This window comes from Yinghuangia aomiensis, assembly GCF_039542225.1.
Taxonomy (GTDB): Bacteria; Actinomycetota; Actinomycetes; order Streptomycetales; family Streptomycetaceae; genus Yinghuangia; species Yinghuangia aomiensis.
The window spans coordinates 1-12,843 of record NZ_BAABHS010000060.1; the positions used below are offsets into that span (position 1 = coordinate 1).

Below are 12,843 nucleotides of genomic sequence, written 5' to 3' on the forward strand. Positions count from 1 at the left end.
GGTTCCTAGCGACCCGCACGACATCTTCGCGGAACTCATCCGGATAGGGCTTCGGCACAACGACATCCTTCCCACCTACCCCACAGGGCAAGCCAGTTCAGATGTCACCCGATCGTGCATCAGACCCTTGGACATCAATCCCGCAAACGAAGTTGGCCATGTTCACGCTCGCGCGCGCTGAGGCCGAGACGCCCTGGCGCGTCGACGCCGTCGAACTCAGCTGACATCTTCGCGAATTACAGGGAAGCGACCATGCCCGTACAACGTGGGCCGGGCCGCGGCGACACGCTTGCCTTGCGCGCAGCCATGGCACTGCAACCGCAAGTTGCGAGCGGGCACCAGGCCGAGGCAGCACGATGCGGCGTAAGCGGGGCGGTTCGACTTCGGCACCGACCGTCTCGTCGGCCTGAACGGTGGCCTGACGACGCTCGCCTTCTGGCGCGAGCTTCGCGCGGTGATTGTCGCGGGCGTAGACAACGGCTGGCTTCCCGTCGCCGGGGACCTGGCGGGGAATCTCGAACAGGCCGGTGAAGGTGAAGAGTTCGCTCAGTTTGGTATGGCGGTCGGTCTGTGCGTCGAAGTCGGAGCGCTGCTTGATGATGATGTGGCCGACACTTGCGAGGCGGGACCAGCCCTTGTCGCCCGAAGCGGCCTCCACTCGCCCCTTGTCCGGTGCTTCGACGAGTGCGTGGACCAGGCTGGGCGCCGTGATGTCGACCGGCGGAATGCTCCTGTGGATCGGGACCAACCCGAACTTGCGCCCCGCCGCCCAGCCCTCGGACTCAAGGACATGTGGCATGCCCGGAAGGCGGCGACGGCAAGCGCCAAGCCATCGTGCCGCCGACTACCGGAAGGCTGCGATGTTCCGGTGCGCCCACTCTGCGAACGGGCGGGGGGCGCGGCCGAGGACCCGCTCGACATCAGGGCTCAGCCGCAGTTCGGCGGCGTTGGGTTCGCCCAGCACGTCGAGCGTTGTCTCCACCACGGCCTCCGGCATGAACGACGCCATCCGGGCATGTGCTTCGGACCGGGTCAGCTCCACGAACCGCACCGGCTCGCCGAGAGCCGTGCCGAGCGACTCCGCCTGCTGCCGGGGCGCGATGACCTCGGGGCCGTTCAATTCGTATACGTGACCGGCGTGTTCATCTTTGCGCAGGGCTACAGCCGCGACCTCCGCGATGTCCGCCGGATCGATCACAGGGATCCCGACGTCGCCGAACGGTGCCGCGGCGGTTCGGTCGGTACGGATGGACTCGGCCCACGCGTATGCGTTGGAGGCCAAACCACCGGACCGAAGTATCGTCCAGGTCAGGCCGCACTGGCGGACCGCGTCTTCGATTGCCCTCATGACGCCTCCGTGTGAGAGCGAAGCCGCCCTGGTTGTCACGCCCTGGGAGGAGAGCAAGACCACCCGCTTGATTCCCGCGTCCTTGGCGACCTCCAGGATTGCCTGAGGATCGAGCCCGTGGCCGCCCGCGCCGCCGTCGTGCAGAAACAGGGCGTCGGCTTCATCGAAGGGGGACCGCAAGGTCTCCGGAGATGTCAGATCTGCCCGTACGTGCCTGGTTCCGGCGGGCAGATCGACTGGCGCCAGTCCTCGCGACACCGCCGTCACTCGTTCCCCCGACTCGGCCAGAGCCTGCACCAGCGGGCGGCCGACGTTCCCCGTCGCTCCGGTCACCACGATCATGATCAACTCCCGTGTTCTTCGGCTGTGTTCGCAACAACGCCGAAGCTAACAGCATGGGTATAGTAGGTACCTAGAGGAAAGTGAGTACCCAGGAGGTACCTGTGGGCAACGAGAGCATCTGGCCGCCATCCGCCGACGTGATGACAAACCCCGAGCTGGCCTGCCCGATTTCCCCGCTGACGGACATCGTGTTCAGCAAGTGGACAACACCGATCCTTTGGTCGCTCCACACCTTCGGCCGGCAGCGGTTTGTGGAGCTGGAGCGGCGCATCAAGACCATCACCCCGAAGGTGCTCACCCAGCGCCTGCGCCAACTCGAGCGCGACGGTCTGGTCGTACGCACGTACCACCCAGAGGTCCCGCCGCGGGTCGAGTACGAGATCAGCGAACTCGGCCGCAGCCTCGGCCCTCTCTTCGCCCACCTCGCCGTATGGGCCAACACCAATCTTGACAACGTGGAGCAGGCCAGGCGCCACTACGACAACGCCGCGCCGGCCCACGACGCGAGGTAGTCACCTGTCGTCTACACCTTCGTACGCCGCCAACGGCCACCTGCCCTGGACAGGCAACCGGCGACGAGGGGTTCGGTGACAGAGCCGGTCAAGGTCCACACGCGCGCGGCCGGCCCAGGCGGACGAGGACACCGTCCGCGACGTTGGAGTCGAATAACGGCATCGGATCGCACGCCGCGTCGACACCATCGCGCGACAAGGTCGTGCACACCAGTCAGAAGGTCCCGCGGCCGGGATCCGTGTTGAGCCCGATACCTCTTTCGAGGTCCGACGCGGTCGTGACCGCACCCTGCGCCGACGTCCGTCTCGCCTTCCATGTCGGACCGAAGCCGGCAGGTTTGTACGGGCCAAATCCGCGCGCCACGGCCTCCACGTACCGGGTGTGGCCCTCCGAGACCGGAGCGGGGACTGGGGAAGGCGGGACGGCGACGGTCGACGCCGTGTGCCCGGCGGCCGCGGTCGGCGACCGGGGGGACGGCGGGTTGGGTCCTTTGGTGGAGTCGGGCTGCACGTTCCGGACGAACGTCCGCGGCACGGGCCCGGGATCGCCGGCCGATACCGGCGCCGGGGAGTGCACGACCCCACGGGACAGGGACGGCTCGGCGTGAGCTTGAGCCGGCGCCATCCGGCTTTCCCAAGCACGTGCGAGGTCCCGCGTGATTCCCCTCGGGGCCTTTCCTCGGGCGATGGCCACGAAGTGCTCGGCCGCCTCCCTGATTTCCGCAGGGCTCCAGGTGAGGGCAGGGCCCGCAACCGTCACCTCGTTGACCGCCAGTCCCGGAACATCCGAGTCCCGCCAGCCGCTGCTGAAGAGCCTGAGGCCTGTTTGCCCGGTATGCCGTTTCCCGGCCTCGCCGAGTTCACGGCTTTCGCCGAGCGCCCAGACCTGGAAGTGGGGCGTATCCGGGTCGGTCCGGTACACGGCCAAGCCGTCGACTGCGGACAGTGCCTTGGCCACCGTAGATGCGTGCTCGACGTAGCGGGGGATCTTCGGGAGTTCCTCCTCGATGGCCATCAAAGCCGAAGCGGCGACGAAACCTCCGTCGTGAAGCCGCCCTCCGAACCTGTGCCGCCACGGCCTCGCCGCCTCGATGAACGGCTTCGAACCTGCCAGGAGCGCGCCCGAAGGCGCACCGAGCGCCTTGTCCAGACCCAGGTATGCGGAGTCGATGCCGAAGTGCCGGATGAATCCGTCGAGCGGCATCCCGAAGTGCGGGGCGGACTCCCACAGACGCGCGCCGTCGACATGCACGAATGCGCCCCGCTCGTGGACCGCATCGACCAGGGCTGTCAGCTCATGTTCCTGAGGCAGCACAAAACCCAGCTCGCGGAGGGGAAGTTCCAGAACAAGGCTGCCGATTCGCCCTTCAAAGGCACTGACATCATCGGCGGTGATCTGCCCCGTGCCTTTGGTGACAACCGCCGGGTCAAGCCCCGACAACGTCTCTATTGCACCGTCCTCAAACCGCAAAAGGTGCGAATAGCGTTCCAGTGCAACGACGTTCGAGCCACTCTCCGCGCGCCAGACCTGTAACGCCACCTGCTGGGCCATCGTGCCGGACGGAAACAGCATCGTTGCCTCGACACCCAGCAGCCCCGCCGCATGACGCTCCAGCAGAGTGACCAGACCGCCGTTTCCGTACTTGTCCGCGGAGAAATCGTACAGAGTGACCGGATGGCTGTTTCCGGACTCGTCCGGGAAGAGGTCGTAGAGCTCTGGGTGTTTGCGGAGCCACTCCTTCACTGTCTGTTCGCGGAGCCACTCCATCACTCGGCTCATCTGGGATCCGATTGACATCGGCATCCGTCCCGACAGCACCCGGGCTATACCGCCCGGGCTCCGCTGCTCGAGCGCCCCGCCTTCGTTGGGTCTCACGCCCCCATTCTCTGACAAACGCCGGCGGTCGTGTCGGGCGCTGCGGGGCATCGGGCAGGTCCACCGGACGAGTGCAGAACGCGCGGACCGGCGTGCACGGGCATGTCCGGCGGAGGACGAGCCGGCGGCGCGTGCCCTGGAGGAGGCGGGCGGCGACCAGTTGGGTCACCACCGCGGCGTAGGTCGCCATGTCGCTGCCCGGCCACTCGACGTCTCCGGCCTCCATGCCACCCGGGGGCACCAGCCCGTCCGCCCACAGCGAGCGATGTCGGTGGAGAGCGTCGGCTCACGCACGGTCGAACTCCCCGAGTCCGCCACGGAAACTTGCAGGCCTGTTGCCAACGCGCGAGCCAGAACGGCCCCGCCCCGCCCCCGACGTCGCCCCCCTCGCCAGTCACCGTCGCGTACGAGGAAGGCCAACACAACCATGCGGCTGAGCTTCCAGCCCGGCCGCACGTCCCGTCCGCCGCTATCCACGCCACCAACGGATCGCCCGTGATACGGCACACATCACCACGACGCGGGCGATCCGGGCGTGCCGGTCAGGCACGTCCGTCGACTCTGCTGTCCGCTTCGCCGTAGACCCACGGCTTGGTGGATGTGATGAAGTCGTGGGGGAAGCCGAGGGAGAAGTCGACGGCGGCGGAAAGTCGGGCCACGGTGTCGTCGGGGAGGACGAGTTCGGCGGCGCCCAGGTTGTCCTTGAGCTGTTCTACGGTGCGAGCGCCGAGGATCGGATGCACGGCGCGCGAGCGGGCGCGGGTCCAGGCGATGGCCACCTGCGACGGTGTCGCGCCCAGTTCGTCGGCGGCGGCCTGCACGGCGCGGGCGGCGGTGTGGTCGCGTTCGCTCACCGCTGCCGGGTCGACGCGGGTGGCGGCCGACAGACTGCCGCGGCCGGTGAACTTGCCGGACAGCACGCCACTGGCGAGCGGCCCCCAGGCGGCGATGCTCATGCCGCAGTCCTCGGCCATCGGGAGCAGTTCCCGCTCGATGTCGCGGTTCAGCAGGTTGTAGGGCACCTGCAGGCCGGCGAACGGCGCCCACCCGCGCCACTCGGCGAGCGCGTTGGCGCGCGCGGCGACCCACGCGGGCGTGTCGGAGATGCCGACGTAGAGCACCTTGCCGGCGCGGACCGCGTCGTCCAGGGCGCGCATGGTTTCGTGCAGAGGCGTGTGGCGGTCCCAGATGTGCACCCAGTAGATGTCGATGTAGTCGGTCCCGAGCCGCCGGAGGCTCGTCTCCAGGGAAAGCCGCAGGTTCTTGCGGTGGTTGCCGGCCGCGTTCGGGTCCGCGCCATCGCGGGTCAGGGTGTACTTGGTGGCCAGCACGAACCGGTCGCGGCGGCTCTTCAGGAGCTGCCCGAGTATGGTTTCACTGGCGCCGCCGCGGTAGTTCACTGCTGTGTCGACGACGTTGCCGCCGGCCTCCTCGTAGGCGTCGAGCATCCGCCCGCATTCCTCCGCGGACGCCCCTACGCCGTCGTGGTCGCCGAACGTCATTGCGCCGAGGAACAGTTCCGAGACCCGCAGACCGGTATTGCCGAACAGCCGATAGCGCATCGTTCACGACTCCTTGGTCTCAGGCACCGAATACCTTGGCGGCTTCCGCCGCGATTTCCTCGGACGGCACGTCGCGCAGGTGCTGCGAGAGGTTCCAGCGGTGGCCGAACGGATCGACGACCTGGCCTTGCCGGTCGCCCCAGAACATGTCGGCGACTGGGTGGAAGACCTCGGCGCCCGCGTCGACGGCACGTTCGAAGAGGGTGTCGACGTCGTCGGTGGTCAGTTGCAGTGCACCGTAGGTGCCGCCGAGCGTCAGCGGCGAGACGATGCCCATGTCGGGGAATTCGTCGGAGAGGTGCACGGACGTGTCGCCGAAGGCCAGTTCGACGGTGAGCACCTTGTCGCCGGGCAGGGGGACCCGGCTGACCTCTCGGGCGCCGAGCACGTCGGCGTACCACTGCACGGCGCGGACCAGGTCGCGCACGACGATATGCGGAGCAAGCGTAGGCATAGAGGCCTCCCTGGATTCGATCGCAGACTTTCCAACCCTGATCCTTGCCGCGGCGGCTCTCGCGGTCCAAGAACTGGCGCGATAGCCATCGGTTATCGACCTGTCCAGGATTCGTCCTCCTCGACGGAGGATTCATGGCGGAGGACTCTTCGGGGCGATTGCTCCGCTGCCGGGCTACCCAGAGTGTTCTTGGCGAAGTACCTCTGCCAGCGCCACACGTGACGACACGCGGAGCTTTCGGTACACGTTCGAGACGTGGTACGAGACCGTCCGTGGGCTGAGGAACAGTCGCGCCGCGATGTCGCGGTCGGCGAGCCCGTCGGCGGCCAAGCGCGCGACCTTCGCTTCCTGTCTTGTCAGCCTGGCTACGGCGTCGTTGCGGGGGCCGGCATTCAACGAGGTGGCACCGCACGCGTTGAGTCCGTCGCGGGTCCGGTCGACCCACGGGTGAGCACCGAGCTGTTCGAAGCGGTTCAGCGCCGCGTTCAGGACGGCGCGGGCCTCGACCCTTCGCCGCATTCGGCGCAGCCACTCGCCGTAGAGCAGCAGGGTCCGAGCATGGTCGAACGGGCGTTCGTCCTTGGTGTGGAAGGCGAGCGCGGCGGTCCACAGGGCCCCGGCTTCTTCGTCGTTCGCCGTGAGGGCCCGGCAGCGGTAGGCGACAGCCGCGACGGCCGGGTTGTGCGCGAGGCCTTCGGCCCAGGGCAGGTAGCGCGCGAGATGCTCGGCGGCAATTTCCGGGCGGCGGGTACGCATGGCGGCTTCTATGCCGTCGGGGGCGAGCTGGAGATAGAGAAGACTGTGGAAATGCCGTGTCCTGACGCCGACGTGGGACAGCACCGAGTCGTAGCGGCCAAGGCCGATGTCGAGCAGGCACATGGCCAGGACGCTGAACGCGGGCTCGTCGCGTTCACTGGCGGATGCCGCGCACAGTTCGCCGAGGCTGCGGCATTCCCGCTCGTCGCCGGCGAGGGCCGCGTGCAGGGCCAGAACTCCTCGGTTCCTGATGGCGCCCAGATCGCTTCCGATGGCTTCGGCGACGGCGAGGCCCTCGACGGCATCCGCTTTGGACCGGCGCATGGCGCCGAGACCGAATCGGCCCAGTGCCACCCGGTGCAGGGCCTCGGGCAGCAGGCCGGACATGCCGCCCCGGCGGCACTGCTCCAGCAACTGCACGGCCTGGGTCAGGGCCGGACGGGTCTCGGACACGATGAGGAGCAGCATGACGTCGCCGAGTTCGTCCACGAGGGAATCCGATCCGGCCACGAACCGAGTTCTGTCCGTCAAGGCACGGACGAGCGGGCCGAGGGCGTCCATGTCGCCCAAGGCCAAGCGCGCGGCATGCCCGCCGATCGTGAGTCGCCGGGCTGCCCTCGGCCCGAGGGCCGCGGTGATCGCCTGCGACAACGGTTCGGCCGACGTGACGATCGCCGGGTCGGGTGCGAAGACCATCGCCCGGTGTACTCGGGCCATCAGATCCGCCGCCACGGCAGGATGGGTGTGTACCAGCGGTGCCGCGGCGTTCAGCAGGGTGTGGCAGGCGATTGCGTCCGACGTGCGTACCGACTCGATGTGCGAGCGCACGACGGCCACTCCCGCGGGCACCTGGACGTCCGAGGAGAGTGCCGTGACGCGCGCCGCGAGGTCCTCGGCCTCGTCGATACGGCCGGTGACGAGCATGGCGTTTGCGGCCGAGGTCAGGAGCCGGACGCGCACGCCGTTGTCGAGGGTGAAGTCGGCCGCGCGCTTGTACGCCGTCGCACTTGTGGCGTAGGCGCCGAGCTGCTGCGCCCGGTCCGCGGCCGCTTCGAGGGCTTCGGCGACGGCTTCGTCGGCGCCGGGGGCACCGGCTGCCAGATGCCAGGCCTCGCGGTCCACGTCTCCGGCACGGTTCAGGGCGTGGGCCAGCGCCTGGTGGACGGCGAGCCTGCCGGCGAGTGACGCGTTCCGGTAGACGGCGCGGCGGATCAAGGAGTGCCGGAACGTGACGACTCCGTCGTTCACGTCGACAAGCCCGGCACGTTCGGCCGGCTCGAGGTCGGCCAGCGACTGTCCCAGCTCGGCGGCGGCATCCGTGAGTACGGCCAAGCCTCCGACTTCATCGGCCGCGGCGGTCAGCAGGAGGGATCGGGTGGCGTCGGGCAGCTTGCGGATACGGCCGCCGAACGCCAGCTCGATGCGCTCGGAGACGGAACCCGGTGCCAGGATGAGGTCGACGTCCGCGAGATCGTGCTCGCCGGAGTCCGCCACAAGCGTGCAGAGCTCCACCAGCGCGAGCGGGTTGCCTCTGGCTGCTTCGACTACGCGATCGCGCGTCGTCAGGTCCGAACGGGGGATCCTGCGTGCGGTCAAAGCGGCGGCGGCGGCACGTGCCAGGCCGCGAATGGTCAGCTCCGGCAGATCGGAGCCCAGGAATGCGCGCCCCCGGTCCGTCACCGCGAACAGCATCACGACGCCTTCGGCGCCGAGGTGTCGCGCGGCGAAGTGCAGGGCTGCGGCGGATTCCTCGTCCAGCCGGTCGGCGTCGTCGACCACGACGCAGAGCAGAGGGCTGGTGTCGGCCATACGCGAAATCAGGGTGAGGACGGCAAGACCAACCAGAAAGCGGTCTTTGGCCGTCTCGGTCGAAGGGTGTCCCTCCTTCGGGAGGCCGAGGGCGACACGGAGTGCGTGGGCCTGTTCCGGCGGCAACGCGTCGACTTCGTCAGCCATGCCGGCGAACAGTATGTGCAGTGCTGCATAGGGGAGTTCGACTTCACTTTCCACCCCCGTGACGCGGACGACCCGGGCCGGGGCGCCGGCGCGGGGATCGCGGACGGCGGCCACAGCCCAGTCCAGCAACGTGGATTTGCCGATCCCTTCAGGGCCTCGCAGGATCACCGCGCGACTCGCTCCTCGACGGGCATCGTCGACAATCTCGCCGATGAAGGCGGCCTCCGATTCACGGCCCAGAGGAGCTTCCGGACGTACCGCCGATGTCTGGCTGAGGTCTTGGTGCATGCGCTACCACCCGAGAGAATTGTTCGGTGCATCTACTGACTTCCACCGCCGGAACGCGACGGGAAGCGGCAGGATCCCCGGTCGCACGCTCCCGCCGGCGTCGGGGACCGTGGTCGGCTTGACCCGGGCGTAGCCCTCGGCCCGGGCGGCTGCGCCGGCGCAGCACCTCCGCACGTGCGACCGGCCCTGGAATCGGGCAGCAAGGGACTGTTCCCAAGGTCCGCCGGCTGACGAAGAGCCGAGGCCGACGACACGAAATCGAGGTCGCACGTCGGGACGGCACCGGCAACGCCCTCGGCACGATGGCCTTTTCGGCCCGCGACAATGCATCCATCTGCGCATACGCCCCTACCGATTCGCGCATCGCAGCCCCGGGCGTCCCGCAACGTCAGACCGGAAACGACACTGCGCGGGTCAGAGTTGCGTGGCGGAATGGCGAAAGTCGGTCGGGCTGAGGTCGTAGCGGGCTCGGAAGGTACGGGCGAAGGCAGTCGGGCTTTCGATGCCGACCGACCGGGCGATCGCCGCGACCGACCGGTGGCTCTGCCTCGGGTCGGCGAGAACTCGCGCGGCCAGCCCCAACCGGGTCTCGCGGATGAATCGGGACGGACTCAGGCCCGCGTCGTGGAAGACCACCTCGACGTAACGCCGTGAGACCTCGAAGGCCCCGGCCAGCGTCCGTGTCGACAGACCCGGCTCGGCGATATGGCGGCGCACGAAGTCCTGCATCCTCAGAGGCTGCGCGCGGTGCCCCAGCCCGGCACCGGCGTCAGCCGGGCGTCCGGTTTCTTCCAAGCGGAGTGTCGACACGATCAGTTCGGTCACCGTGTGGCCGATCTCGGTTTCCCAACCGGACGGAAGCGACCCGGGCTCTTTGCCCAGCTCGCCGATCGCGGCCGTGAGTACCCGCAGCATGGTGTTCCGAGCACTGATCCGTCGGCCGAGCAGATCGCGTTCCATGCGGAACGTGCGGGTCAGATCCGACTGGGACACACTCACGACCACGTGATGGGCAAAGTTGTCGGCTGCCAGCCAGAACGGCTGTGTGCAGTCGAGCAGCACCGCGTCGCCGGCGGCCATCCTCGCGTGATGCTCCGCCTGCCACGCCCGGGAGGGGTGCTGCGCGATCGACAGGTGGTAGAAGTCGTCGCTGCTGCGGCGGATGGCTCGTGCCGTCCGAGCGACGCGGGCGGGGTCGGAGCCCACGTCGGTGATGCTGATCGACCCCAGGTCAAGCAGGTACGCCCAGCCGGTGTAGCCCGGGTCGGCAGCCACGGCACGATCGAAGGGGGCGGCATCGAGTTCGACGATGCAGTCGCGCAACATCGAGCGCCACGCGTGGATGTCGGGCGCCGGCCCACCGACCTGCGGCGTACGCCCGGGTGTCAGAAGCGGCTTATGACGACTGGTGCGCTCGACGCGGTGGGCGTGGTCAACGCCGGCCACGTGGCGTCGGGGCAAGGGGGAACGACTCACGGCGGACACCTACTTCCGAGGCGATGCCGAACAGGGGGAGCGCAATCGTAGGCCCACGCGTCGCACCCAGATCGAGAAGGCACGTGCTCCTGCGCGGAATGGTAGGAGCCCGACGCGGTTGTGGCCGACGGTACTCGACGCTCCACCAGGAGACGCAGCCGGCGTGGTCGGGGGACGCATCACAGGCCTGCCGGCCGCGTAGGTGTTGACGTAGTGCGCCGACGCGATAGTAACGCCCGAGACGCGAGTGAACCCCACAACCCGGACCCATCATCGTGGCCGTGCCGGGCGTCGGCCTTGGCACAGAGTCTCCTCGGCGTGGCGTGGCCTGGCGCGAAGCCGGTGCCGTGCACATGCCGCGTCGAAGTGCGCCCCGACACGCCGACGTTGCTCCACGGCCGGGCGCGCCATGTCACGGTTCGGCGTGCTGGTTCGTCCCAAGGGACGGCACATGAAACGAAGGGAGCCGACCGACTTATGGCCATCCCATACGAGCCAGGCCCCGACCGGTTGGATCCCCGTCTGAGCGCGGTCGTGAGCGAGCGCCGCCAGCCGCTCGACCTTGCACACCGCCGGCTTGGCTCCCTGACTGAAGCAGACGACGCCGTACAGGAGACGTATGTCAGTTGGTACGCGAGGCTCGGGAAGAGCGCCACGCCATGGAGTCTCCCGGCGCGTGGCGTCGGACCCCGAACTGATCGCGGTTCGCTCTTGTGAACGTCCTGGTCACGGCCTCGTGCACCGACCACGGACCACCCGCGGCCGCGGAGAAGATGCGAACCCGTGAAGGCAATATGCGAACCATGCCCTCACGTTTTCGTCGGCTGTGTCGTCGGGGTTGTGAGACGGGCCGGCCATCCGCAGAGCGGAGGCCCGGCATGGTGAGGAGAGGGTACCGATGGATGATCTGCAAGCTATCGCCGACCGCATGGAGATCGATGCGCTGCGAGGGGAGTTCACTGATGCGGCGATGATGGGCGACTACGACCGCTTCGGTTGGCTGTTCACCGAGGACGCGGTGTTCCGTATCCCTGACGCCGACATCGAGCATTCCGGTCGCCAGGCGATCCGCGCCGGGGCCGAGAGCCTTGCAGAAGCGTGGGAGTTCCTGGTGCAGACCACGCAGCAGGGCGTGATCCGCCTCGACGGAGACACCGCGTCGGGCCGCGCTTACGTTTGCGAGCTGGGGCGCCTGCGAGACGGCGGTTCGATCTTCAACTATGCGCTGTTCCATGACCGCTACCGGCGCACCGCGGAGGGATGGAAGTTCTCCGAGCGCGTCTTCGAAGTCAAGTACTTCGACACCACCCCGCTGCCCGGTTCGCCGCACGTCGTACGGGCATCCGGCCACACCGGCTAGCGCGACGGCGGAAAGCTACGCACCGGCCAGACGACTGCTCATTGCCGCGCATTGCGGCATGGGCGAGGCCGAGAGGCTGCCAGGCGAGCACATCGGTGCTTTCACCTGGGGGACAGAGTCGCCGTTGCGGTGTCGTGCCGCCTGCCTCGGCTCCGGGTTCGCGCTGCTGCGCGTCGGCGAGCATGCGTGCGAGATGTTCGACAACCCCCACGCTCAAGCGGCTTGCCTGGGCGTGTCCACCACCGCCCGTGCCGCGCAGTTGCGGCCTCCCCTTGTTTGGAGCCATGTCGTGAACTTTGTGCCGTCGACGGTCCCCATCCCCGGCTACGTGGTCGGCGCTTGGCAAGCCGAGTTGTCAAACTCCGAAGTCGCATTCTCGCTTCGCCAACTCGTGACCAAGCTGCGGGGCCGCTTCACCAGGTTCAACGCCACGATCGTCACAAGTGAGAACCCCCACGATTCGTCGGTTGCCGTAACGCTCGACCTGGCGTCCGTCGACACCGGCAACGAGAAGCGAGACGACCACCTCCGGTCCCCGGACTTCTTTGAAGTCGACCGGCACCCGTCGGTCACGTACAACTCGACCGGAGTCCGCCACACCGATGGTGGCTGGGTTGTCGACGGTGTACTGACGCTGCATGGTGTGGCCCGGCAGGTGCCTCTCACCGTCGTGGTGAACGGGTTCGGTGTGGATTCTGCCGGCACCTCTCGTGCGCGGTTTTCCGCGACCGCGGAGATCAAGCGATCGGAGTTCGGCATCGGCCGGTGGACCGGCGCCGTGGCCGGTGACAAGGTCAAGATCGAACTTGAACTGGAGGCCGTCCTCCTTGAGCGGGCCGAAGGAGACTCGGCCGCCGGGTATCGCGGGTGAGCCCCGCGCGACCCAGACGTGCTCACCCTCCGCAAGGCAAGC

The 12,843-nt window shown here is 68.2% G+C and carries 10 protein-coding genes; 3 read left to right on the top strand and 7 right to left on the bottom strand.

Going from position 1 to position 12,843, the window contains the following annotated elements; translation table 11 throughout:
• Window positions 1-97: 97 nt before the first annotated feature.
• Both ABEA93_RS40200 and ABEA93_RS40205 read right to left on the bottom strand, forming a co-directional pair.
• Complete coding sequence (locus tag ABEA93_RS40200; RefSeq protein WP_345680957.1) at window positions 98-799, bottom strand: OST-HTH/LOTUS domain-containing protein; 702 nt, start codon at window positions 797-799, stop codon at window positions 98-100.
• Between the two features lie 45 nt (window positions 800-844).
• Window positions 845-1,690: an NAD(P)H-binding protein gene (locus ABEA93_RS40205; RefSeq protein WP_345680958.1), complete on the bottom strand. Its 846-nt coding sequence runs from the start codon at window positions 1,688-1,690 to the stop codon at window positions 845-847.
• 140 nt (window positions 1,691-1,830) lie between these two features.
• Here ABEA93_RS40205 and ABEA93_RS40210 point away from each other — a divergent pair, with 140 nt between their 5' ends.
• Complete coding sequence (locus ABEA93_RS40210; protein WP_345680977.1) at window positions 1,831-2,202, top strand: winged helix-turn-helix transcriptional regulator; 372 nt, start codon at window positions 1,831-1,833, stop codon at window positions 2,200-2,202.
• 214 nt (window positions 2,203-2,416) lie between these two features.
• Here the strand turns inward: ABEA93_RS40210 and ABEA93_RS40215 are convergent, their stop codons facing one another.
• The 5 genes from ABEA93_RS40215 to ABEA93_RS40235 all read right to left on the bottom strand — a co-directional run bounded on the left by ABEA93_RS40215 (window position 2,417) and on the right by ABEA93_RS40235 (window position 10,540).
• Window positions 2,417-4,078 carry a threonine aldolase family protein gene (locus ABEA93_RS40215; protein ID WP_345680959.1) on the bottom strand — a complete coding sequence of 554 codons (1,662 nt, stop codon included), beginning with the start codon at window positions 4,076-4,078 and terminating at the stop codon, window positions 2,417-2,419.
• Window positions 4,079-4,620: 542 nt separating this feature from the next.
• On the bottom strand, window positions 4,621-5,640 hold the full coding sequence (locus ABEA93_RS40220) for an aldo/keto reductase (protein ID WP_345680960.1): 1,020 nt from the start codon (window positions 5,638-5,640) through the stop codon (window positions 4,621-4,623).
• 19 nt (window positions 5,641-5,659) lie between these two features.
• Window positions 5,660-6,094 carry a VOC family protein gene (locus ABEA93_RS40225; protein WP_345680962.1) on the bottom strand — a complete coding sequence of 145 codons (435 nt, stop codon included), beginning with the start codon at window positions 6,092-6,094 and terminating at the stop codon, window positions 5,660-5,662.
• Window positions 6,095-6,268: 174 nt separating this feature from the next.
• Window positions 6,269-9,094, bottom strand: a complete 2,826-nt coding sequence (locus tag ABEA93_RS40230) for a LuxR C-terminal-related transcriptional regulator (RefSeq protein WP_345680964.1) — start codon at window positions 9,092-9,094, stop codon at window positions 6,269-6,271.
• 414 nt (window positions 9,095-9,508) lie between these two features.
• Window positions 9,509-10,540: a helix-turn-helix domain-containing protein gene (locus ABEA93_RS40235; RefSeq protein ID WP_345680965.1), complete on the bottom strand. Its 1,032-nt coding sequence runs from the start codon at window positions 10,538-10,540 to the stop codon at window positions 9,509-9,511.
• A 928-nt stretch (window positions 10,541-11,468) separates the two neighbouring features.
• Here ABEA93_RS40235 and ABEA93_RS40240 point away from each other — a divergent pair.
• Entirely contained in the window at window positions 11,469-11,930 is a 462-nt protein-coding gene (locus tag ABEA93_RS40240) for a YybH family protein (RefSeq protein ID WP_345680966.1), read from the top strand.
• Window positions 11,931-11,988: 58 nt separating this feature from the next.
• On the top strand, window positions 11,989-12,801 hold the full coding sequence (locus ABEA93_RS40245) for a YceI family protein (RefSeq protein WP_345680967.1): 813 nt from the start codon (window positions 11,989-11,991) through the stop codon (window positions 12,799-12,801).
• Window positions 12,802-12,843: the final 42 nt, after the last annotated feature.

Excerpts from the sequence above, each read along its gene's own strand:
- ABEA93_RS40200 (WP_345680957.1), bottom strand. The coding sequence starts at position 799 with ATGCCACATGTCCTTGAGTCCGAGGGCTGGGCGGCGGGGCGCAAGTTC.
- ABEA93_RS40245 (WP_345680967.1), top strand. The coding sequence starts at position 11,989 with ATGGGCGAGGCCGAGAGGCTGCCAGGCGAGCACATCGGTGCTTTCACC.
- ABEA93_RS40205 (WP_345680958.1), bottom strand. The coding sequence starts at position 1,690 with ATGATCGTGGTGACCGGAGCGACGGGGAACGTCGGCCGCCCGCTGGTG.
- ABEA93_RS40210 (WP_345680977.1), top strand. The coding sequence starts at position 1,831 with ATGACAAACCCCGAGCTGGCCTGCCCGATTTCCCCGCTGACGGACATC.
- ABEA93_RS40225 (WP_345680962.1), bottom strand. The coding sequence starts at position 6,094 with ATGCCTACGCTTGCTCCGCATATCGTCGTGCGCGACCTGGTCCGCGCC.
- ABEA93_RS40240 (WP_345680966.1), top strand. The coding sequence starts at position 11,469 with ATGGATGATCTGCAAGCTATCGCCGACCGCATGGAGATCGATGCGCTG.
- ABEA93_RS40230 (WP_345680964.1), bottom strand. The coding sequence starts at position 9,094 with ATGCACCAAGACCTCAGCCAGACATCGGCGGTACGTCCGGAAGCTCCT.
- ABEA93_RS40220 (WP_345680960.1), bottom strand. The coding sequence starts at position 5,640 with ATGCGCTATCGGCTGTTCGGCAATACCGGTCTGCGGGTCTCGGAACTG.